We start from the raw sequence: 20,783 nt of genomic DNA on the forward strand, positions 1-20,783 counted from the left end.
TATAATTGGAGTAATTTCAAACAGATGCTAATGTATTTTGGTATTGAGAAACCACGGGTGGGTAAGCGAATTATCCATGTTGACTGGTATTAAGGGCGTGTTTTACACGAGTGAATATATAACTGAAGAGCCGGATGCGGTAATTCCGCACGTCCGGATCTGTGTGGGGGCGGCTCAGTAATGGGTCGTTCTACCACGATTATTTGCAGGGCGCTCGTAAGCCCGGCTTTGATGACTGGTTTCATCAGGCGCAGGCATTACTAGATGAATTAAGTTCGACCAGCAGAAACAGTGACTCGTACTGGTTATTGCTGGCTGATATGCAACAACAGCAACATCAGTTTGCCACTGCGCTGGAAAGTTTACAGCGGGTCTTTGAGCGCGATGCAGCCAATATCAATGCTAGCTTGATGGCTGCGCGAATTTATCTGGCGCAAAACAATACCGCGGCAGCGCAACAAGCCTGCGCGCGTTTGTGGCAAGAGTTATTTTTATTTTCCGTTTGCAGCTATGAGGTTGCAGGCCGTCGCGGCAATGCCATACAGAGTTATACCGCCTTGCAGCAGCTTTATTCACAACAGAAATCGTTATCGGTGGCATTGGATAGTTGGCTGCGCGGCATTTTGGCAGAACAAGCTGAAATGTTAGGTAAACCGCAACAGGCAATTGGCTGGCTTGAACCCGCACTGCCTCAGGCGCCGGTAAGCTTGTGCCTAAAATGGGCTGATTTAAGTCTCCAGCAAGATGCGTCTGCTGCCGTGTATGCCAGATTACAGCCGCTAGAGCAAGAGTATGGCTTAACCGACGGGCTCTTGCTGCGATTGGCATTGGCTGAACGCAATACTAAGCAGGGTGAGCGTTATATGACGCAGCTAGAACCGCGAATGATGCTACGCATAGCACGTGGTGATAAGGATCATGCCGCTGACATGGTGCATTACTTTTTAGCGGTTCAGCCCGATGCGCAAGCAGCACTTCATTGGGCGCAACTTAATTATGCCAGCGCGAAAGAGCCGGATGATCTGATGTTATTACAGCGCGCGCGAAGTGCAGTGCAGCAAGAAGAGGGGCGATTATGAAAACGTTATGTTTATGTCTTGCCTTATTAACTGCTTTGTTGGCGAATAACGTACAGGCACATAAGTTCAGTACGGCCTATCTGGATGTCAGTGAACGTGATGGTCAGCCATTAATTGTCTGGCAAGTCGCTTTACATGACTTAGCACAGGCTAAGTTGTTATCGACCCCTGACGTTAATACAGTGCGCTGGCAGCAGGTGCTAGACAGTGAAGCCGTTCTTATTTCATACATAACCATGCGCATGCAGTTTACCGCAGACAACATAGCATGCACACTTACGCCTCAGCGCGCTGACACTTGGGTTTTACAGCAAATACAGGGTGAGTTTTACCTGCAGCTAGCGGTTGAAGTGCAGTGCGCTACACACCAAGCCTGGCAATTGCAATATCGGGCGTTGTTCGACATTGAACATAGCCACAAAGCGTTATTATTCTGGCACACAGCAGCGGATCGACGTCGCGTGGTGCTTGATAGCGACACCTTAATATTTCCGGCAAATTAAGCCATCATGTAAGGGTTTTTCATGTTAGTTTTTCGCTTATCAGCTTTGAGTTTGGCAATCGCAGGATTAGCCAACAGCATGCTCGCGCATGCGGATAGTTTATCCGGCAATGTATTTGAACAAATAACCGTTCGTGGGCACCAGACAGACTTGCTTGGGCAATCTAGCTCGGCATCAGAGGGGGTGATTGGTAACGGCGAAATTGCTGATCGTCCGTTGTCGCGCACCGGTGAAATTTTAGAGTTTATACCGGGCATGGTAGTTACTCAGCACAGCGGCAGTGGTAAGGCTAATCAGTATTTTCTGCGTGGTTTTAATCTTGATCATGGTACCGATTTCAGCACCTTTGTTGATGGCATGCCGGTAAATATGCGCAGCCATGGCCATGGCCAGGGATATACCGATCTTAGTTTTATAATACCTGAATTGGTGCAGCAAATTGATTATAAAAAAGGCGCTTACTATGCAGAAAACGGTGATTCTTCTGCTGCTGGCTCGGCACGCTTCAAAGTGCAAAACCGTACCCCGCGTTTGATAGAGTTGGCTCTGGGTGAGGAGGGCTATAAGCGCTTACTGGCCAAAGGCAGCACTAAGCAAGGCTCAGGTGATGTGCTGTTTGGTATTGAGCTACAGCGTTACGACGGTCCTTGGACAGATATCGACGAAGATGTACGTAAGGTTAATGTTAATGCGCGTTACAGCCGTCCGCTTGGCGACGGGCAATTCGCTGTAACCTTAATGGCATACGACAATAGTTGGAATTCAGCCGATCAAATTCCACAGCGTGCGGTCGATGCCGGCATTATAGATGCGTTGGGTTCACTAGATACCACTGTAGGCGGCGAAAGTGCACGTTATAGCTTATCTGCCAGTTGGTTAAGCGATGCCTGGCAGGGTAGTGCCTATGCGATTCAAAGTGATATGGACTTGTGGTCTAACTTTACTTATTTCCTAAGCGATCCCGTTAATGGTGATCAGTTTGAGCAAGTAGACAAGCGCTGGATTTATGGCGGTGAATTAAGTCATCACTGGCATCATCGGGTTGGCCAGTTTGCGCTTGAGCATGTTATAGGCGCACAACTACGCTATGACGATATTACTGAAGTGGGGTTGTATCAGACACAGGCACGACAGCGGTTAAATACCGTGCGGCAGGATCAATTGCAGCAAAGTTCCTTAGGGTTATACAGCCAAACCCAATTAGAGCTTAATGCCGACTGGGCAGCACATCTGGGCTTGCGCTATGATATATTTTCAGCCGATGTCGACAGTTCTCTGGTCCAAAATACCGGTAGTGCCAGTGACGGGATCTGGTCAGCTAAAGCCGGTTTAAGTTATCAGTTTGCACCAAAGTGGCAAGCTTACGCCAGCGCCGGGCAGGGGTTTCATTCAAATGATGCGAGGGGGGCTACCACACAAGTTGATCCACTCAGTCTAGAGCCTGTTGCGCCGGTAGATTTTCTGGTGCGTTCTAACGGTGCTGAATTAGGCCTACGGTTTTTTGACTACAGTGCATTTAACGCCTCAATGGCTCTATGGTATTTGGACGTAGATTCAGAGCTATTGTACGTAGGTGACGCCGGCACGAACGAACCCGGGCGGGCATCAAAACGCTACGGTATTGAAATGGCAGCCTATTACTGGTTTGGTGCTAACTGGAGTCTTGATGCTGAGTTAGCGCTTACCCGCTCACGCTTTACAGAAAATGTGGCGCAAGAGGGGGCTTATGTCGATGGAGCATTGCCGGTTGTATTGGGCATGGGGCTAATTTACAAAGCCAATTCGCCGTGGCAGGCCAGTGTGCGTCTGCGACATTTTGGTAAACGTACACTGGAAAGTTTTAATCAGCAGCGTTCCAACCCAACTACGGTGGTAAATGCAGACTACCGCTATCAATGGCAACAATGGCAACTGGCTATTGAAGTGCTTAATTTGTTTGACAGTGCCGACAACGATATTGATTACTATTATACGTCACGTTTAACTGCAGAAGCGCCCGAGGGAGTTGAAGATACACATTCGCATCCTATTGCACCACGCAGTGTGCGGTTTAAGTTGTCATATCGCTTTTAAGCGCGCACGATAACGCCGGAATAGATCGGTTTGATCACTTAGCACGTAGTAGAGTGCGATATAAGTTCACTCTCATTAATCGAACGACGGAGAAAAATGATGAAAGCATGGTTAGGAGCAATAGCATTGAGTGCAGGTGTATTATCTACCCCGGTAATGGCGAATCAATGTGGTGATATTTTAGGTCACTCGATGCAGCAGCTAAATACCCGCGAGAGCGTCGATTTATGTGACAGTTACAAAGGCAAAACCATTTTGATGGTTAACACAGCCAGTAAATGTGGTTTTACACCGCAGTTTGATGCGCTTGAAGCGTTGTACCAAAAATACCAGGATAAAGGTTTCGTCGTATTAGGCTTTCCATCAGACAGCTTTAAACAAGAATATGACGATGCAGAGAAAACGGCAGAAGTGTGCTACCTAACCTACGGTGTTAAATTTCCGATGTTTTCCAGTTCAAAAGTGAAGGGTGATGACGCTAATCCGGTATTTAAAGCGCTTATTGCTAAAACCGGCGAAACACCAAGCTGGAACTTTAACAAATATCTGGTCAGTGGCGATGAGCAAACGGTAAAGCATTTTGGTAGCCGCACGTCGCCAGATGATAAAGACTTTATTGCTGAACTGGAAAAAATGTTAGCTGCCAATATAGCCATGGCTGCTAGCACAGAGAAGTCAGGCGAGTAAGTTAACCTTTGCCAATTGCGGCTAGAACCTCGATTTGGTCATCACAGAGTGTCTGAGTGAGCGCAAGCGAACGAGTTGCTGTGATGAGCCAAAGCGAGTGTTGTAGCAAAAGCAATTGGTAGCGCCCTGTTTAGCCAGCGTTAGCCTGCGCTTGTTCAAAAGCGTGGTCCACCGTGGTGGGTTTTGCTTCTGCTGCGCTACGGGCTAACACATCGCAGCGTTCGTTCTCCGGATGGCCGGCATGGCCTTTAACCCAATGCCAGCTTACTTTGTGTGCTTGTGCTGCTGTATCGAGCCGTTGCCATAAATCCTGATTTTTTACCGGCTGCTTTGCACTGGTTTTCCAACTGTTGCGTTTCCAACCCGCCAGCCACTGCGTAATACCCAGCCGAACGTACTGACTGTCGGTGGTTAAATCAACGTCGCAGCTGTCTTTTAAGCTTTCCAGCGCAATAATTGCCGCAAGTAACTCCATGCGATTGTTTGTGGTGAGCTTATAGCCGCCGCTAAGCTCCTTACGATGTTGTTTGTATATTAACACGGCACCATACCCCCCCGGTCCAGGGTTGCCCAAGCAGGAGCCGTCAGTGTATATCGCAACAGATTTGCGCATAAAGCCTTTCCTCAAACCAAAACGGCGTATAATCTAACCCAAATGCTGTAAAAAACGAAACGACCATGGCCAAAAGACAAATTATTCTCGACACTGAAACCACCGGTATTAACCCCAAAGACGGCCACCGTATTGTTGAAATCGGTTGTGTAGAGCTAATAAACCGCCGTTTTACCGGAAATAATTTTCATGTTTATATTAATCCAGAACGGATTATTGACGCTGAAGTAGTCGCCGTACACGGTATTACTAACGAACGCGTGCGGCATGAACCTAAATTTCGCGAAATTGCGCAGGATTTTTACAACTACATCCAGGGTGCAGAACTGGTTATTCATAATGCTGCGTTTGACGTGGGGTTTATCAACCATGAGTTTTCCATGTTACACCCTCAACTGCCGCCGGTTGCCGAATACTGCACCATATTAGATACGCTATTAATGGCGCGGGAAATGCATCCTGGTCAGAAGAACAACCTTGATGCATTGTGTCGACGCTACGATATTAATAATAGCCACCGAACATTGCATGGCGCTTTGTTAGATGCTGAAATCCTGGCAGATGTTTACTTATTAATGACCGGGGGCCAAGTCAGTTTAAATTTGGCAAACGAGCAAGAAGGGCAGGATCAGGGGCAAGGCCCAGCAGCTATTAAGCGTTCAGGCCAGCTAAAAGTACTTCGTGCGACAGATGAAGAGTTAGCGGCTCATGAAAGCCGGCTAGATCTGGTACAGAAAAAAGGAGGCAGTTGCCTGTGGCGAAACTGATAACACTACTTTGTTTGTTGTTATGTAGCCCTATGTTGATAGCGCAAAGCTCGCAAACCAACGATGAGCTTGTGTCTGCCTCTGTAGATGCCGAAGCGCTTTATGACAGCGGATTTGAGTTACTTTCCGATCTGCCCACTAAAAACCAAATCCCCTTGTTTGATAATCGTTTTCGCATAGATGAAAATGTTGACGAAATAACTTTGCTGCTCTTTCGCAAGCGCGGCTCAGCGTCCGTTGTGTTAGTAAAGCCTGATGGCAGCAAAATTCACTTTAGCACTGCGGAAGAGCAAAACGTACGTTGGCACGATGCCAGTACCTTTGATTTAATACAAATAAAGAATCCGGCACCTGGCCCCTGGCAAGCGGTAGGCCGTTTGTTACCGCAAAGCCGAATTTTAGTGCTGACAGATATAAAACTCACTGTCGATCCGCTGCCAGCAAATATGTTGGTTGGTGAGACAATAAAAGTAACCGCACGGCTAACAAATGGCAATGAACCGATAAACGCCAAAGATTTTCGTGACGTGCTGGCACTAGAAGTGATTTTTATCAGTACAAACAATGCTGATTATGACAACTTCGGCCGCGGTGTGGTGCAGGTTGCACATTTTAGGGATGACGGCAAAGGTTACGATGAGCGTGCAAGGGATGGTATTTTTACCGGTGAATTTCAGTTGCGTTTTGTCTCTGGCGAGTGGATCCCTAAATACATTGTTAACACCCCTTTATATAGCCGGGAAGTTGAACAGGCCCCGGTGGTATTAAAAGCAGCCCCTATTATAGCTGACATTACATCGTCGCTAGCGGTTGACGAAACTCACCCTAATGTTGAGGCACTGCCACATGAGGTGGTGTTTCGTATTACGGATGAGAGTGTAAAAGCTGAATCTTTACTACTGCAGGGGCGGGTTAGGTACCCTAATGGTGAAGTAGACGAGTTTGCACTGAACGAGCCGGGTCTGGCACCAAGAGAACTGCAACTGCGTAACTTGGGTCATGGTAGCTATATTCTCGATGTGTCTGCCTATGGCGAGATGCAAGACGGCCGCCAATTTATGCTTAACCTGCCGGAGATCAGTTTTGTAGTAAACCGGCCAGTGCAAGAAGCGCCAGTGCTGGAAGAATTACCCCAAAGCATTAAAGATGAGATTGCCGCGGAGCAGGCGGAGGCTGAACCTGAACCTGAGTTTCCTTGGGCCTTAGTCATTGTAGCCAATATGGTGATCTTGTTTGGTGGCGGGTTTGCTATCTGGTTTATTATAGCTGACAAACAGTTGGCCTATTTAATGTTTTGGCGGAAAAAAGACAGCACTGCGGCGCAATCCATTGCAGGGGCACAGCAAAACAGTAGTAAGGCAGAAAAAAAACCGGCTGATGTACAAAAAAACAACGATATGGACGACATTCTGGATCTTACGCTACCGGATGATTAAGGATTAGGCAAATGCGGCAAAAAAGGTGTTGACGGCCTTTAGGCTAATCCGTATCATTCCCGCCGCACAGCAGGATACCCAAATGAAATTCTGCAGTGCAATTGGTGCGGAGCGGTAGTTCAGTCGGTTAGAATACCGGCCTGTCACGCCGGGGGTCGCGGGTTCGAGTCCCGTCCGCTCCGCCATTTTCCTGTCCTCTAGTGCCACTAAGCATAAGTTTGTTCAGTTAAGCATCCATAACTGTGCTTTAGCATCTATTTATATTGAATAAAAACTTGATGGGTCAATTTGAGAAGTAGCTCAATTGCTTTGACAGCGCATAGCGCTGTAATGTATTGCTTATATAGTCTTTGTGCGGCGACAGGTTAGACACCACATAATAGGTATCAATGGCGTCTAATGCGAAACGTTGATAGTGCGTAGCAAATGGCTTGCCATGTTGTTTCAAATAATAGTTAAACGGAGCTTCATAGGTTAGTAGCGCACTGCTGCGGCCTTTAACAAATAATTCTACCGCACTAATGCTGTCGGGTAAGTCAATAAAACTATAGCCTTTTTCTTCTAGCAGTTGGCGTTGCCCATGGTAATCAAAGCCACGAATGGCGGCAACAGTTAGGCGTTTTTCACGTGCTACTGCTGCACCATGCGTTAATAAAACCAAAGAGAGTTGTGCATAAGGTGGCGCGACGAAACTCACGTTTTGAGGCAGGGCTTTGGTGTGTTTAATATTTATGGTTGCATCTACCTCACCCAGTTCCAGCATTTTATATAGTCGTGCCGGTGTTGCACATACAGCGGTAACTTTTACCGTTTCACTTTCAAGAATACGGCGCGTGAGCTCTACGGCTTCCCCGCTACAGTCATCAGGCGAATTTAGCACAAAATAAGGTGGGAAGTTGTGCACGCCAAATCGCAATTCCGCACTGAATACAGCTTCAGAATAAACAACTAGCAATGGTATTAATGCTGGTAAAACTCGCATAGCAACTCGTAAATAAACACGACAGCTCATATTAACGTACTGATGCACATTGGCAATGCTAAGCCGCAGTTTTATTACTGCTAATGTCGGATGCCATGCTCGAGCAACCGCGGAACATATCTTGCTCGGGGCGAATGGCGGTCGATTCTAACTGCATCCAGCTTAGCAGCGAGTCAAATAACATGTCATGACTGCCAGCTTGCTTTGCATTTTGTAGGATGCAGTTCGTATTAAAGGTGTTTTGTTCAATGGTTTGCGGTGAAAACCACATCAACATGGGTACCCGGGTTTGGCTCTCAGGCGCCATCCAGTAGGGTAAGCCATGTAAATACACCCCATTTTCACCAAGTGATTCGCCGTGATCTGACACGTATAGCATCGAGGTGTTAAAGTCGGTTGATAAGTCCTCCAATAAGTTAATGGTATTGTTGAGTAACTCATCTGTTGCGACAATCGCATTGTCGTAGGCATTGATAATGTGCTCTGGCAGGCACTGGTTTAATAAATTGTTTTTACATTCTGGCAAGAATAGCTTTTGATTATCCAAGCTACGTTTGTAGTATTCTGGCCCATGATTTCCTTGCTGATGTAGCACAATAAATATTGGTTTCGCACCCGATTTCGCTTTCAGAATAGTGTCTTTGAGATGGTTCAACAAGTTGCTGTCCGGGCACTCGCCATCGTTACAGTCTGTTGCTTCTGTAGTAAAGCTTTTATCCTGTGTTACCCGGTCACACATGCCTTTGCAGCCAGAGTTATTGTCCCGCCATATTACGGTGACACCTGATCGTTGCAGCACATCCAGCAGGTTGTCTGAGTTTTTTGCCAAGCCGTCATTATAGTTTTGCTGATTAAGGTAGCTAAACATGCAAGGCACTGACACCGCCGTTGCGGTACCGCATGAACTTATGGCGCCTACATTTAGCAGCTTCCGCTGTGCCAGTTTTGGTGTGGTATTACGATGATAACCATTAATACCTAAATGGTCGGCTCGTACCGTTTCGCCAAGTACCATAATAACCAGCTGTGGTTTGCCTACGCCGGTTATCAGGCGGGCATCTTCGGCGTAGTGCTGAAACTCGATAGTGTTACTTTGTGCAGTGTTGCTTTTTAATAAGCCTATCGCTGCATTAATAGCATTAAACGGTACTGCCTGGTGTTTTAAGTCGCGATGTTCACGCAGCGCCGGGGCGAAATTTTGATATTGGCTAACGACTAATACGGTAGCGAGCAGAGTGCTTACCATCATTATCGCCAGATAATGCAGTACGCCACGTTTTAATGACTGCGGCCGGTGTTTAGTCCAGAGCAAAAATGCACCTGGAAGCAGTAAGTAATAACTAAAATAGGGCAGCATGGCGATATTGAGCAAGCCCATAGCTTCATGGTTGTCAGTTTCCAACGCATTTTGAAGCATGCCTTTGTTAATTAACACACCGTATTGCTGCATAAAATACTGGCTTGCAGCGGCAATAATGACAAGCGCAAACAGCCAGATCTTCTGAATTTTGCCAATACTTAACAGTTGACATAGCAACACATTGACGAGAAATAACAGGCTCAGTAGTGGCCACGCCTGGCTCCAGCCACCTAAAGACCAGACACTACGCACAAAAATTTGGTTATATGCCAGAGTCAGTAACACAGCCATCGCCAGGGTAGAAAACCCGCGCGAAACTGCAGGGCGCTTAGGAAAAGATAGCGTATGTTTAATCGCAAGAACGGTATTAGCAGGCATAATATACTGCACTAATTAAGGGAGATTCTTGCAGTGTATTAGTGAATTATTAAGTAAAGCTTAAATGGATTGTATATCGAAATAATAGGCTAGGTATTTTCAGTACGGCCGAAATGTATCTGACTGGCAGTCTCTTCCACTGGGCGTCGGGTAGGTGCAAATAGCATAAAGCATATTTTGGCGCATAGCAGGCAAAGGAGTAAGGTAGTTACGTCGTGTGATAAAAAGTGCGCGCCGCGTATTTGCTGATTTATGCCCAATACTACGCCAGTAAATACACCTGCGGCCAGACCTGCATAGCGCCATCGCGCCGCTGTTTGTTTTATAAAAAAGTACAGCGCCACCCAAGCATAGCCCACACTGGCATGCCCGGCTGGAAAGCATTGAATATGACGCAAATTAGACGGACGTGCCTGCAACAAATGATAATAAGGTTCTGTGCCACCAAACATAGCCAAATCCCACGGGCAGGCAATATTGGTGATTGATTTGATGTGCCACCAAACATAGCCAAATCCCACGGGCAGGCAATATTGGTGATTGATTTGAGATACGCAACCAGGGCAAACGAAAAAATCAGCGATAAACTTAAGGCTGCGTAACGGCGCGCTTTAGCGGGATACTTTTTGTAATGTAAAAGACGATAAAGTGTTAACAGCAACACTACGGAACAAAACACGTAGTTCAGTGTGCGGGCGCCTTTATGAAGCACCTGTTCTGTTAGCCAATGGTCTTGCAGTAGCCACTGCTGCCCTTGCAGATTATAAAGTTTAGCTGCCAGCCATACATCGCCACCTCCAGCATCTAACAGCAGCATTGCGGCGATATACATGAGTAACAGCAGAGGTAATTTTTGCAAACTGTTCATGTGTTTAATCATCATAAGGCTATACCTGTTTACCCCATTTCGCTGCCATACTTATCCCATACTTTATATTTATTTTCTTAAGATAATCTTAAGGTTATTTACCTAGTATGCATTGCAGTTTACTTACACACATTGGCAATGACATACCTATATGAAAACACGTTTTCCACAATTGTTAGGCCCTTATTACGTGCTGTTTGTTATGCTGCTGATGATGTTGTTATTGATGTCAATAAGCCGCATTGGGCTATTTATTTGGCAGTTTGACCGTGTTACAGCTGCAGGCAACCTTGGTTATATGTTGTTGCAGGGCGTGCGGGCCGATCTGATTTTTGCCGGTTTGTGGTTAATTTTTCCGGTGTTATTAGCGCCGCTATTAGCAGGTGGGAAACGCTTTGCGCTATGGCGCCGTTTTATCCATGTATGGGTTTTGCTGGGGTTGTGTTTAGTCGTTTTTATAGAAGTGTCAACACCACAGTTTATTTTGCAATACGATATAAGGCCGAACCGGCTTTACATTGAGTACCTAAAATACCCTAAAGAAGTTTTTAGCACCTTGTGGCAAGGCTATCGAGGCATGTTGTTAGGCGGTATCGCGGTTACCGCGTTACTGTTATGGGGTTTACATCAGCTGTTTAAACGCGTATCAGCAGCCTCAAAGCCTTATTCAGGCAAAACCTTATGGCTAACCTGGCCGCTGTTTGTGGTGCTGGTATTTGTTGCGGTGCGTTCCAGCACTGAGCATCGGCCAGCTAACCCTGCTATGTTTGCCATTACCAGTGATGCGCTGGTAAATTCATTAATTATTAATTCGCCCTACTCAGTGCTATATGCACTTTACAATATGAAACATGAGGCGCGATCCAGCGAAATTTACGGCAAAATGCCCGATGATGAAATGCTGGCACTGGCGCTAGACTGGCCCTGGTTAAAAAACCATAGCTTTAGTGATGCTACCCTACCTACGTTGCATCATCACCAAGCCAGTATAAAGCGTGACAAGCCGCTCAACCTGGTAATCATTTTACAAGAAAGTTTGGGCGCAACCTTTGTTGAGTCACTTGGAGGTGTACCTGTTACCCCTGAGCTTGAAAAGTTAAAACAGGATGGCTGGTGGTTTGAGCAAATGTACGCCACCGGCACCCGTTCTGTACGTGGTATTGAAGCAGTGGTATCTGGCTTTATGCCAACACCGGCACAAAGCACCGTCAAGTTGTCGTTGTCACAGCAAAACTTTTATACCCTGGGCAGTACGCTTACCCGGCAAGGTTATAACACCAGTTTTATTTACGGTGGAGAGGCGCATTTTGATAATATGCGCAGCTTTTTTACCGGCAATGATATCAATCAGGTTATTGATTTGCCGCAAATGCAAAGCCCAGTGTTTGTGGGCAGTTGGGGGGCTAGTGATGAAGACTTATTCACGGCCACAGCCAGCCATTTGGCTGATATGCACCAACAACAAAAACCGTTTTTTAGCCTGGTCTTTACCTCGTCTAATCATACGCCGTTTGAGTTTCCTGACGGGCGTATTAGTTTGCACGAACAACCTAAAGCTACCATGAATAACGCAGTAAAATATGCCGACTATGCACTGGGTAAGTTTATTGAAGAAGCTAAAAAACAGCCCTATTGGCAAGACACGCTGTTTTTGATTGTGGCTGATCATGATAACCGCGTTTATGGCAATAATTTGGTGCCGGTAGAAAAATTCCATATTCCTGCGCTGATTTTAGGCGCTGATATAACAGCAAAACGCATTACACCTGTCGCCAGCCAAATTGATTTAGCACCAACGCTATTATCGCTAATGGGGATTAGCGGCAAAACACCGCTGATGGGGCGCGACTTTAGTGCAGACGATACCAGTCCGGGGCGGGCATTCATGCAGTTTGATCAATACTTTGCCTTGATGCAGGCGCAGCAGGTTACTATTTTGCGCCCGGGTCAGCCCGCGGTGGCTGCCCATTACGACCCACAGAAAAAACACTTACAGTTATCAGAGCAGGTGCCTGATGATGCTCAGGTTAAGCGGGCACTGGCGCAGGTGTTGTTACCGTCTTATCTCTATCGCCAGCAGCAGTATCATTTACCGGCGCAGATTAAGTAAACCTTAAGCTTTTCTTAAGTATTGCTGGATAGTCTGTTGCAAACAGTGTTGGAGGTGCTATGCGGTTTGGTGTGTTAATAGTGTTGTTTTGTAGTGCGTTAGTAGCGGGTAATGGCAATGCTATTGAACTTACCGTGCTTGAAGGTAGCCCGGTAAGCAGCATGCAACAGCTACAAGGCAAAGTGCTGCTGGTTGATTTTTGGGCTTCATGGTGTGGCCCGTGTCGCAAGTCTTTTCCCTGGTTAAATCAAATACATCATCAATATGGCTCAGATGGGCTCTTGGTACTTGCAGTAAATGAAGATCAAGACCGGGCAGAAGCCAGCCGTTTTTTAGCGCAATTTCCAGCCAATTTTAGTGTGCTTTACGATCAGGATGGTGCTTTGGCATCAGACTATCAGGTAATGGGCATGCCTAGCAGTTACCTAATTGATAAAAAAGGCAATATCCGCTTTCGTCATCAAGGCTTTAAACAAGCAGATGTGGCTAAGTATGAAGAACATATCCGCCAGTTGTTGGCCGAGGAGTAAATAGGATGAGAATAACAAAATTGCAGGGCTGTGCTGCACTGGTATTAGTGTTGAGTCAGGTAACAGCTTGTAGCTCATTGGGTGTTAAACCCTGGGAGCGGGATGTTCTGGCAAAAGAAGAAATGGCGTTAAATGCGGCGCCTTTGGACAACAGGCTTGATGATCATATTTATTTTAGTAAAGAAGGCAGTAGCGGCGGGCGCAGCTTTGCAGGTGGAGGTTGCGGATGCAATTAAAACAACTGGCAAATATCAGTGCTGCGTTGGCGGCAGCAAGCTGCGCCGTGCTGGGACAGGATGCACAGGCTGGCACTGTACTGGATGACTGGCAATTTAACAGCGCTATTTTGTTGTATAACGAAACAGACCGTGTGAGCGCTGGCGAAGCTATTTTATCTGCCCGCGGCGATTTTGGTGATGATAAATATCTTAATCTGGGTTTGGTTGTTGATGCGCTAACCGGTGCATCTGCGACCGGTGCAGTAGCACAGCCAGGTGTGCAAAGCTTTACCCGCCCATCAGGGAAAGGCAGCTATGACGTCGCTCCAGGCGATACACCACTGGACGACACCTTCCATGACACCCGGGTGCAATTAGATGCCAGCTGGGAGCAACCACTTGCGCCAAACTGGCGTGTCAGTGGTGGCGGGCATTTATCCAAAGAATATGATTATCTTTCTTTAGGGGTGAATGGTTCAGTTGCGCGTGACTTTAACCAGAAAAATACAACAGTTTCTATGGGCTTGGCTTATAGCCATGACACTATTTCACCTGAGGGTGGCGTAGCATCAGGGTTTGCTCCGATGTTATTGCGTAGCAACTTTGCCGACGACGACAGTTATCAGGCTGCATTTGATGCTACTCGCGACCGAGCCGATGATACCAAAGATACCGTGGATATGTTGCTGGGGCTAACACAGGTGATAAACCGCGATTGGCTGATGCAGTTTAACTACTCATTAAGTATGGCCGATGGCTATATGACTGACCCGTTTAAGCTGGTTAGTGTGGTAAACAGCAATGGCGAAGTACAGCAAAACCTGTATGAAAGCCGGCCTGATAAACGCACCAAGCACAGCGTGTACTGGCAGAATAAACTGCACCTTGGTGGCACCTATCTGGATGCGTCATACCGTTATATGTGGGATGACTGGGAATTAAAATCACACACGGCAGACGTTAAATGGCGTTTCCCTGTGAGCGAGCAGTGGTATGTTGAGCCACAGTTACGTTATTACCAGCAAAGTGCTGCAGAGTTTTATCTGCCGTTTTTACAGCAATCAGACTCGCTGCCACAGTACGCCAGTGCAGATTATCGCATTGGTAAAATGAGTACTTATACCTTAGGTGCAAAGTTTGGTACTAAACTGGCGGCCGGTAACGAATTATCGTTCCGCATCGCTTTATATCAACAAAATCCAGAGCAAGATGGTGCTGACGCGCCAGGTGTATTGGCAAATGTTGATTTATATGAAAAAGTTACCGCAGTTATGGCTCAGGTAAGTTATTCTTTTTAAAGATTAACCAACGTAAGGCTAAAGATGACCGATGTTGCGGTTAGCCGCGGAAAAAATTGCACGTTAGGGCAATTTAGTGCAATGGCCAGCCCATGTGAAATACTGCTGGAAACAGCAGACATGACGCTGTGCCGTGAGTTAACCCTGTTAGCCGCTGCTGAAGCTGAGCGTATTGAGCAGAAGTACAGCCGCTATCGTACAGACAGTGTACTTAGCCAGCTTAATCAGGGGGCTGGGCAATGGCAGCAACTGGATGACGAAACCGCCCAGTTGCTGACGTTTGCCAATACCTGTTATCAATTAAGCGATGGCTTATTTGATATCAGTAGCGGTATTTTACGTCGCGCCTGGCAGTTTGATGGTTCCGACCGTCTGGCAAGTCAGGCGCAGCTTGCCGCATTGCTGCCGCATATTGGTTGGCATCAGGTGCAGTTAAAACCGAAACAAATATTGCTGCCAGCAGGGATGGAGCTGGACTTGGGCGGTATTGCCAAAGAATATGCGGTTGATAAGGTATTACAGCTGCTTCGGGCACAATTTACTCCCAGTTCTTTACCCAGTATTGTCGTCAACTTCGGCGGCGATATGCATTGTAGCCGCCCGCGCCATGATGGCAGTCTGTGGCATATCGGTATTGAAAACCCAGGCTTAGTTGATCACGCTATTTCCGCCGTAGGTTTAACCACCGGAGCATTAGCTACCAGCGGCGATAGCAGGCGTTTTCTATTAAAAGATGGCGTGCGGTACAGTCATATTCTAAACCCCAAAACGGGCTGGCCGGTAACTGATGCACCGCGCTCGGTTACCGTTGCTGCACCAAATTGTTTGTTGGCCGGTATGCTAGCGACAACCGCTTTATTGCAAGGCGCCAGTGCCGAAGCTTTTTTGCAGGCGCAGGGGCTTAAGTACTGGCTGGTAGCGTAGTCTTGGCTATTCTATCGGCAAGTAAGTAGGGCCAGCTGAACAGACTAAATCATCTGAAACGGCTGGCCTGGGCTTTTAGTTACTGCTGGTTGCGCGCAAAGCGCTTTAGTTGTTGCTGCGTGCGTGCGGTACCGGCCAGCAAATCTTTAGCCGCTTTATCAATAGAAGACATTTGGTTATACGCGTCACCGGTGACTTGTTCTATTGCACTAAGATGTTGATGTGTTTGCTGATATCGTTGCTCCAGCTCCAAAACCCTATGATTAATGTTATTGATACCGGTTTTTGCTTCCTGAAGTTCTTGCTGCAGTACCGTGAACTCGGTGCTGGTGTCGGCTATTTGCTGTTGGGCGTGTTGTGCTTGTTGGTTCAGGCTTTCTGATTCGTTACGGGTTTCACTGACCAATTGCTCCATTTCATTTAAAAAGCCGGAAATCTGCCGGGTTGCGGCATTTACCTTAGCAGCAAGGGTGCGCACTTCGTCAGCAACTACGGCAAAACCGCGGCCTGCATCGCCAGCTCTTGCCGCTTCAATGGCCGCATTTAGCGCCAATAAATTTGTTTGATCGGAAAAGCTTTCTACCATCACCAAAATTTGTCGCACGTTTTCAGAGTTTTTATGCAAGCCGTTGATGGTCTTACCAAAGCTATTTAATAAATTAACGATACCAGACAGCTGTCCACTCAGTTGATGCATTTGGGTACTGGCAACCTGAGCTTTATCAACAGCTACGCCTGACACCTGGCCAACCTGATCACCGTTTCGCACAATATCTGACAAGTACTGCAATACCTGATCACTTTCGCGGCGAATTTGCTCACTGCGTTGCTCGGTGTTTTGTAAATGGCTACGGGTATTGTTTACGGCGCCAGACACTTGCTCGTTTATTTGGTGTGTTTCGCCCGCTTGCTGATATATATCAGCCAATAATACACCCAGCTGACTGACAAATTGGTTGTACTCATCTGACAGAGTGCGAAATTCGTCATAGGTAAATGCTGGTAAACGGTGCTGTAAATCAGTGCCTTTTCGGTTGGTATCATGTAACGCCAACACTAAAGCTTTTACTGGCCGGACTATAAGAAAGTGCATGTAGCCAATAGTAAAAGCAAAAGCCGCTAAACCGATTAGCAGTAATAACCACCAACTGCTGTTAGCGCCATCAGCAGGGTAGGCTAAATACAATGCTAGTAGAAAAAATATAGCTAAAAAGCTTATGTTGCCAACAATTTTTCGGCTTAACGTGCCAAAAAAGGTTTTCTCAACAAACAGATAGACTGAGTTAAATCCGCTCATAAGGTCACTACACCCACCATTTTACGTTAAGTAAAATTAGCATATCATAGCCATTAGTTGGCGGCGACCTGAGCAGTAACTTTGCAGTTGATCTGGCGCAAGTCTGGGTTAAATGGGTAATCTTCGACTGATAAACCAGCCTGCAACCATTGCCGCAACAAACGCTAGTGTTCCTAAGCTGCCAGCACTGATGGCGGCTAGTGCCGGACCGGGGCAGTAACCAACCAGCCCCCAGCCTGCGCCAAACAGCAAGGAGCCAATAACCAGAGGTTTATCCAGTTCGCGTTTTGTCGGTAAATGAAAATGTTCTGCCAGCAAAGGTTTACCTTTACCGGCAAACAGCCAAAAACCGGCACTGTAAACGGCTAATGCGCCGGCCATGACCAGCATTAAGCTGGGGTCCCAGTTTTTATTTAACGATAAAAACCCCAACACTTTTGCTGGATCTATCATCTGTGAGTAGGCAATGCCGGCGGACATTAGCACTCCGGCTAGTAAAGCGATAACAACAGGCATTATGTGAACTCCCCAGGCAATTAGTGCAGTAACGTGGCGATAAGCATGCCACTAAACATAAAAATAACGGTAGCAGCAAGCGATCTGGGTGACAAACGGCTAATGCCGCAAATACCATGGCCAGAGGTACAGCCGCTGCCCCAACCTGTACCTATGCCAACCAGCAAACCTGCGACGATTACCTGCCAGCCAAGCTCGGGTGTGCTAAAACTAAAATCAGCGATAATTGCCCCTACTAGTAATGGGCCAAGTACAATACCCAGCAAAAACGCCAGCCGCCAACTGCGTCCTTCAGCGTTAAACAATGCGCTGCTGGCAATGCCGGATATACCAGCAATACGGCCAGAAAAAACCAATAGAATTAACGCGCCCAAACCAATTAACGCGCCGCCAAGTAATGCAGATATTGGGGTGAAGTTTTCCATATTGTCCTCAGGTTATTGTTTAAAGGGCAGCGCCGCATCTAGCCAGGCTTGCATTCCGCCGTCAACTGAAAACACCTTGGTGAACCCCATACGTTGTAACGATTCCGCTGCTAACGCCGAGCGCGCACCTGAACGGCAAATAACATAAATAGTGTTATCTGCCAGTTGCTGCAAGGCCATCTTGAGTTCACAGCCGGTGGCGGCCACTTTAGGGTGGTTATGAATATTCATTTCCAGCACTCCGCGCGGGTAATTTACCGAGCCGGTAATGTGCTGTTGGCTATATTCAGCCGGTTCACGCACATCGATAAGTACCGTTTCAGCATCTTGTTTAAGTGCGGTAGCAAGCTCATTAATGCCAACTTCTTTAATTGCGGCTTTGGCTTGTGCAACTAACTCTTGAGACGTTTTCATTTGTTGCTCCTTTGCGTTTATTTCAACACCGACTGATAAATAACCACCGCCGCCATGATAACCAGGAAAACGGCGAAAGCTTTTTGCAATTGTGCTTTAGGTAGACGTTTGCCAAGCGCGCCGCCAACATAGCTACCGGCGATACCCGCTACAATCATTAGACCAATGGTTGTCCAATCAAAAACCACACCTTGCTCAGACATCACCCAATAATACTTACCGAAGCCGACAAACGATTTCATGGCGATGATCACTAAACTGGTAGCAATACCAATGGGCATACTTAAACCGCCCAGCAATACTAAGGCCGGTACAATTAAAAAGCCGCCGCCAACGCCGACAAAGCCTGTGATCACGCCAACAATCAGGCCGTCTAAAACAATTTTTGCCGGTTTAAACGCTTTAGCTTCAGCATTATCACCGGTACTACTGCACCACATCATCACGGCGGCAACTAACATTAATAACGAAAATACCAATAGCTGCCAACGGGCATCAACCAAGGTGCCAAACCAGGCACCACCGTAGGTTCCCATCATGCCGGGAATACCAAACCATAAAACATGACGCCAGCTGATCAAGCGTTGCAACCCATTGCGCACAGAGCCAAATAAGCTAATGCCCGCTACAATAAGAAGTGAAGACGCAATGGCCAGCTGCGGTGGCATATGCAGTAAATACAACAACACTGGCACCGTAAGAATTGAACCGCCTGAGCCAAATAGACCAAGGCTTAAACCAATGACAATCGCACCAAGTAACGCTAGCATGGAATCCTTCCTTTATATAACAAAGTGGAATATGCTTATAACTTAATTGCATTTTAGACTGCTTTTCGTTAAGCTGCAATTGAAATTTAGTAGATTCTAATTTAAGGGGTGTTTATGTCAGTCCTTCATACCAATAATCAGCACAATGTGCTGATTGAAATGTTCTTTGATCAGGACAGCTCAACCTTTAGCTATGTGGTTGCTGATACTCATAGTAAGCGCGCTGCGATTATTGACCCGGTATTGAATTATGATGCCGCTGCCGGCGCAGTTAGCACTGAAGGGGCAGACACGATGTTGGCGTATATTGCCCAGCAGCAGTTGAGTATAGACTGGATCCTTGAAACCCATGCTCATGCAGATCATTTATCTGCTGCGCATTATTTGAAACAAAAAACTGGCGCACCGGTGGCTATTGGTGAAGGCATTAAAAAAGTACAGCAAACCTTTAAGGTGGTGTTTAACCTGGGTGATGACGAGTTGACAGCCAAAGGTGACTATTTTGATAAACTGTTTACCGAGAATGAAACCTTTGCCATAGGTGAGTTAAAGGCACAGGTGATTAATACCCCTGGACATACTAACGATAGCGTGAGTTATTTGATTGCAGATAATTTATTTGTCGGTGATTCCCTGTTTATGCCAGACTCAGGCACCGCGCGTTGTGATTTTCCCGGCGGTGACGCACATGTGTTGTTTCGCTCAATTCAGCGTATTTATCAGTTGCCTGAGCAAACACAGATTTTTATGTGCCATGATTATCAGCCCGGTGGACGTGAACTTAAGTATCAAACCAGCGTTGCTGAGCAAAAAGCACATAATATCCATGTCAAAGCGGATACTGCAGAGCAAGAGTTTGTGTTAAAGCGTGAAACTCGGGATAAAACCCTGGCCGTACCAAGGCTTATCTACCCATCGGTACAGGTTAATATTCGAGCTGGCCAGTTGCCAATTGCGGCTGAAAATGGCGTAAGCTACATCAAAATCCCCTTAAAAGTAGTGCAATAGCCTGAAAAACATCGGCTGTCGCTGACAGCCGATCTGTTGTGTACTATAACCCGTATTGCACTAAATCTTTTACCTAACAAAAAGAGCAATATGATGACTAAAAATGCCAAGCAAAAACAACCACAGCTTCCAGCTGAAGCCTACCAACTTTATGACAAATATGCTCATGGCTTGATGAGTCGTCGCGCTTTTTTTGCCGGTATGAGCGGTTTAGCGGTAAACGCTGCATTAGCGACCACGTTTATCAATAGTATGTTGCCCAATTATGCCTTAGCTGAGCAGGTGTCATTTAATGATCCAGCCATTACAGCACGGTATCAAACATTTCCATCACCCAATGGTCATGGCGAGGGTCGTGGTTACCTGGTGCAGCCAAAACAAGCTGCAGGGCCATTGCCTGTCGTGCTGGTTATTCACGAAAACAGGGGGTTAAACCCTGAGGTATCCCCACAAAATTATTAGCTAAAACAAAAAGATGAACTCAGAAGGAACATTCATGGCGTTCGGTGATCAGATCAATCGCCAAA

22 protein-coding genes and 1 tRNA gene are annotated in these 20,783 nt (G+C 46.7%); 14 read left to right on the plus strand and 9 right to left on the minus strand.

Annotated elements, in window-relative coordinates:
- Window positions 1–161: 161 nt before the first annotated feature.
- From H595_RS0116590 to H595_RS22635, 4 genes are all read left to right on the plus strand, one after another.
- A complete protein-coding gene (locus H595_RS0116590) occupies window positions 162–1,079 on the plus strand; it encodes a tetratricopeptide repeat protein (protein ID WP_037055115.1) in 918 nt (305 codons plus the stop codon).
- Window positions 1,076–1,582, plus strand: a complete 507-nt coding sequence (locus H595_RS0116595) for a hypothetical protein (RefSeq protein WP_027672210.1) — start codon at window positions 1,076–1,078, stop codon at window positions 1,580–1,582. Before H595_RS0116590 ends, H595_RS0116595 begins: the two co-directional genes overlap by 4 nt.
- Window positions 1,583–1,603: 21 nt before the next feature.
- A complete protein-coding gene (locus H595_RS0116600; protein ID WP_027672211.1) occupies window positions 1,604–3,655 on the plus strand; it encodes a TonB-dependent receptor in 2,052 nt (683 codons plus the stop codon).
- Window positions 3,656–3,751: 96 nt separating this feature from the next.
- The gene (locus H595_RS22635; protein WP_240474927.1) at window positions 3,752–4,342 is read left to right on the plus strand and encodes a glutathione peroxidase; all 591 of its coding nucleotides are present in this window, start codon (window positions 3,752–3,754) and stop codon (window positions 4,340–4,342) included.
- A gap of 130 nt (window positions 4,343–4,472) precedes the next feature.
- On the opposite strand, the gene rnhA is transcribed toward H595_RS22635, so the two are convergent.
- Window positions 4,473–4,955 (minus strand): ribonuclease HI, encoded by a 483-nt coding sequence (gene rnhA / locus H595_RS0116610; protein WP_027672212.1) that lies wholly within the window; start codon window positions 4,953–4,955, stop codon window positions 4,473–4,475.
- A gap of 65 nt (window positions 4,956–5,020) precedes the next feature.
- Between rnhA and dnaQ the strand changes: the two genes are divergently transcribed.
- The 3 genes from dnaQ (at window position 5,021) to H595_RS0116625 (ending at window position 7,343) form a co-directional block, all read left to right on the plus strand.
- Complete coding sequence (dnaQ, locus tag H595_RS0116615) at window positions 5,021–5,722, plus strand: DNA polymerase III subunit epsilon (RefSeq protein ID WP_027672213.1); 702 nt, start codon at window positions 5,021–5,023, stop codon at window positions 5,720–5,722.
- Window positions 5,710–7,158 carry a TIGR03503 family protein gene (locus H595_RS0116620; RefSeq protein ID WP_027672214.1) on the plus strand — a complete coding sequence of 483 codons (1,449 nt, stop codon included), beginning with the start codon at window positions 5,710–5,712 and terminating at the stop codon, window positions 7,156–7,158. The genes dnaQ and H595_RS0116620 overlap by 13 nt, the downstream gene beginning before the upstream one ends.
- A 108-nt stretch (window positions 7,159–7,266) precedes the next feature.
- Window positions 7,267–7,343 (plus strand) — tRNA-Asp (locus H595_RS0116625).
- A 98-nt stretch (window positions 7,344–7,441) separates the two neighbouring features.
- Here H595_RS0116625 and H595_RS0116630 read toward each other — a convergent pair.
- The 3 genes from H595_RS0116630 to H595_RS24800 form a co-directional block, all read right to left on the minus strand.
- Entirely contained in the window at window positions 7,442–8,140 is a 699-nt protein-coding gene (locus tag H595_RS0116630; RefSeq protein ID WP_027672215.1) for a substrate-binding periplasmic protein, read from the minus strand.
- Window positions 8,141–8,198: 58 nt separating this feature from the next.
- On the minus strand, window positions 8,199–9,878 hold the full coding sequence (locus H595_RS22640) for a phosphoethanolamine transferase (protein ID WP_051219957.1): 1,680 nt from the start codon (window positions 9,876–9,878) through the stop codon (window positions 8,199–8,201).
- Window positions 9,879–9,967: 89 nt separating this feature from the next.
- Window positions 9,968–10,330, minus strand: coding sequence for a phosphatase PAP2 family protein (locus H595_RS24800; RefSeq protein WP_420876338.1), 363 nt, complete (start codon window positions 10,328–10,330; stop codon window positions 9,968–9,970).
- A gap of 567 nt (window positions 10,331–10,897) precedes the next feature.
- Here H595_RS24800 and H595_RS0116645 point away from each other — a divergent pair.
- The 5 genes from H595_RS0116645 to H595_RS0116665 are packed head-to-tail and all read left to right on the plus strand — an operon-like array spanning window position 10,898 to window position 15,826.
- Entirely contained in the window at window positions 10,898–12,856 is a 1,959-nt protein-coding gene (locus tag H595_RS0116645) for an LTA synthase family protein (RefSeq protein ID WP_027672216.1), read from the plus strand.
- A gap of 59 nt (window positions 12,857–12,915) precedes the next feature.
- Entirely contained in the window at window positions 12,916–13,386 is a 471-nt protein-coding gene (locus H595_RS0116650) for a TlpA disulfide reductase family protein (RefSeq protein ID WP_027672217.1), read from the plus strand.
- A 5-nt stretch (window positions 13,387–13,391) separates the two neighbouring features.
- The gene (locus tag H595_RS0116655) at window positions 13,392–13,622 is read left to right on the plus strand and encodes a DUF4266 domain-containing protein (RefSeq protein WP_027672218.1); all 231 of its coding nucleotides are present in this window, start codon (window positions 13,392–13,394) and stop codon (window positions 13,620–13,622) included.
- Complete coding sequence (locus H595_RS0116660; RefSeq protein WP_027672219.1) at window positions 13,613–14,902, plus strand: DUF3570 domain-containing protein; 1,290 nt, start codon at window positions 13,613–13,615, stop codon at window positions 14,900–14,902. The genes H595_RS0116655 and H595_RS0116660 overlap by 10 nt, the downstream gene beginning before the upstream one ends.
- A gap of 24 nt (window positions 14,903–14,926) precedes the next feature.
- Window positions 14,927–15,826: an FAD:protein FMN transferase gene (locus H595_RS0116665; protein ID WP_027672220.1), complete on the plus strand. Its 900-nt coding sequence runs from the start codon at window positions 14,927–14,929 to the stop codon at window positions 15,824–15,826.
- 79 nt (window positions 15,827–15,905) lie between these two features.
- Here the strand turns inward: H595_RS0116665 and H595_RS0116670 are convergent, their stop codons facing one another.
- The 5 genes from H595_RS0116670 to H595_RS0116690 all read right to left on the minus strand — a co-directional run bounded on the left by H595_RS0116670 (window position 15,906) and on the right by H595_RS0116690 (window position 19,248).
- Window positions 15,906–17,123 carry a methyl-accepting chemotaxis protein gene (locus H595_RS0116670; RefSeq protein ID WP_027672221.1) on the minus strand — a complete coding sequence of 406 codons (1,218 nt, stop codon included), beginning with the start codon at window positions 17,121–17,123 and terminating at the stop codon, window positions 15,906–15,908.
- A 108-nt stretch (window positions 17,124–17,231) separates the two neighbouring features.
- On the minus strand, window positions 17,232–17,639 hold the full coding sequence (locus H595_RS0116675) for a DUF6691 family protein (protein ID WP_027672222.1): 408 nt from the start codon (window positions 17,637–17,639) through the stop codon (window positions 17,232–17,234).
- A 20-nt stretch (window positions 17,640–17,659) separates the two neighbouring features.
- The gene (locus tag H595_RS0116680; protein ID WP_027672223.1) at window positions 17,660–18,064 is read right to left on the minus strand and encodes a YeeE/YedE family protein; all 405 of its coding nucleotides are present in this window, start codon (window positions 18,062–18,064) and stop codon (window positions 17,660–17,662) included.
- A gap of 12 nt (window positions 18,065–18,076) precedes the next feature.
- Window positions 18,077–18,478: a rhodanese-like domain-containing protein gene (locus H595_RS0116685; protein ID WP_027672224.1), complete on the minus strand. Its 402-nt coding sequence runs from the start codon at window positions 18,476–18,478 to the stop codon at window positions 18,077–18,079.
- Between the two features lie 17 nt (window positions 18,479–18,495).
- The gene (locus tag H595_RS0116690; RefSeq protein ID WP_027672225.1) at window positions 18,496–19,248 is read right to left on the minus strand and encodes a sulfite exporter TauE/SafE family protein; all 753 of its coding nucleotides are present in this window, start codon (window positions 19,246–19,248) and stop codon (window positions 18,496–18,498) included.
- 114 nt (window positions 19,249–19,362) lie between these two features.
- Here H595_RS0116690 and H595_RS0116695 point away from each other — a divergent pair, with 114 nt between their 5' ends.
- Both H595_RS0116695 and H595_RS0116700 read left to right on the plus strand, forming a co-directional pair.
- A complete protein-coding gene (locus H595_RS0116695) occupies window positions 19,363–20,256 on the plus strand; it encodes an MBL fold metallo-hydrolase (RefSeq protein WP_051219960.1) in 894 nt (297 codons plus the stop codon).
- 90 nt (window positions 20,257–20,346) lie between these two features.
- Window positions 20,347–20,718, plus strand: a complete 372-nt coding sequence (locus H595_RS0116700; RefSeq protein ID WP_156886006.1) for a hypothetical protein — start codon at window positions 20,347–20,349, stop codon at window positions 20,716–20,718.
- The last annotated feature ends 65 nt before the right edge of the window (window positions 20,719–20,783 follow it).

The organism is Rheinheimera baltica DSM 14885 (assembly GCF_000425345.1).
In the GTDB taxonomy this organism is placed as follows: Bacteria; Pseudomonadota; Gammaproteobacteria; order Enterobacterales; family Alteromonadaceae; genus Alishewanella; species Alishewanella baltica.

Excerpts from the sequence above, each read along its gene's own strand:
- H595_RS0116595 (WP_027672210.1), top strand. The coding sequence starts at position 1,076 with ATGAAAACGTTATGTTTATGTCTTGCCTTATTAACTGCTTTGTTGGCG.
- H595_RS0116600 (WP_027672211.1), top strand. The coding sequence starts at position 1,604 with ATGTTAGTTTTTCGCTTATCAGCTTTGAGTTTGGCAATCGCAGGATTA.
- H595_RS22635 (WP_240474927.1), top strand. The coding sequence starts at position 3,752 with ATGATGAAAGCATGGTTAGGAGCAATAGCATTGAGTGCAGGTGTATTA.
- rnhA (WP_027672212.1), bottom strand. The coding sequence starts at position 4,955 with ATGCGCAAATCTGTTGCGATATACACTGACGGCTCCTGCTTGGGCAAC.
- dnaQ (WP_027672213.1), top strand. The coding sequence starts at position 5,021 with ATGGCCAAAAGACAAATTATTCTCGACACTGAAACCACCGGTATTAAC.
- H595_RS0116630 (WP_027672215.1), bottom strand. The coding sequence starts at position 8,140 with ATGCGAGTTTTACCAGCATTAATACCATTGCTAGTTGTTTATTCTGAA.
- H595_RS22640 (WP_051219957.1), bottom strand. The coding sequence starts at position 9,878 with ATGCCTGCTAATACCGTTCTTGCGATTAAACATACGCTATCTTTTCCT.
- H595_RS24800 (WP_420876338.1), bottom strand. The coding sequence starts at position 10,330 with ATGTTTGGTGGCACAGAACCTTATTATCATTTGTTGCAGGCACGTCCG.
- H595_RS0116645 (WP_027672216.1), top strand. The coding sequence starts at position 10,898 with ATGAAAACACGTTTTCCACAATTGTTAGGCCCTTATTACGTGCTGTTT.
- H595_RS0116650 (WP_027672217.1), top strand. The coding sequence starts at position 12,916 with ATGCGGTTTGGTGTGTTAATAGTGTTGTTTTGTAGTGCGTTAGTAGCG.
- H595_RS0116655 (WP_027672218.1), top strand. The coding sequence starts at position 13,392 with ATGAGAATAACAAAATTGCAGGGCTGTGCTGCACTGGTATTAGTGTTG.
- H595_RS0116660 (WP_027672219.1), top strand. The coding sequence starts at position 13,613 with ATGCAATTAAAACAACTGGCAAATATCAGTGCTGCGTTGGCGGCAGCA.
- H595_RS0116665 (WP_027672220.1), top strand. The coding sequence starts at position 14,927 with ATGACCGATGTTGCGGTTAGCCGCGGAAAAAATTGCACGTTAGGGCAA.
- H595_RS0116670 (WP_027672221.1), bottom strand. The coding sequence starts at position 17,123 with ATGAGCGGATTTAACTCAGTCTATCTGTTTGTTGAGAAAACCTTTTTT.
- H595_RS0116675 (WP_027672222.1), bottom strand. The coding sequence starts at position 17,639 with ATGCCTGTTGTTATCGCTTTACTAGCCGGAGTGCTAATGTCCGCCGGC.
- H595_RS0116680 (WP_027672223.1), bottom strand. The coding sequence starts at position 18,064 with ATGGAAAACTTCACCCCAATATCTGCATTACTTGGCGGCGCGTTAATT.
- H595_RS0116685 (WP_027672224.1), bottom strand. The coding sequence starts at position 18,478 with ATGAAAACGTCTCAAGAGTTAGTTGCACAAGCCAAAGCCGCAATTAAA.
- H595_RS0116690 (WP_027672225.1), bottom strand. The coding sequence starts at position 19,248 with ATGCTAGCGTTACTTGGTGCGATTGTCATTGGTTTAAGCCTTGGTCTA.
- H595_RS0116695 (WP_051219960.1), top strand. The coding sequence starts at position 19,363 with ATGTCAGTCCTTCATACCAATAATCAGCACAATGTGCTGATTGAAATG.
- H595_RS0116700 (WP_156886006.1), top strand. The coding sequence starts at position 20,347 with ATGATGACTAAAAATGCCAAGCAAAAACAACCACAGCTTCCAGCTGAA.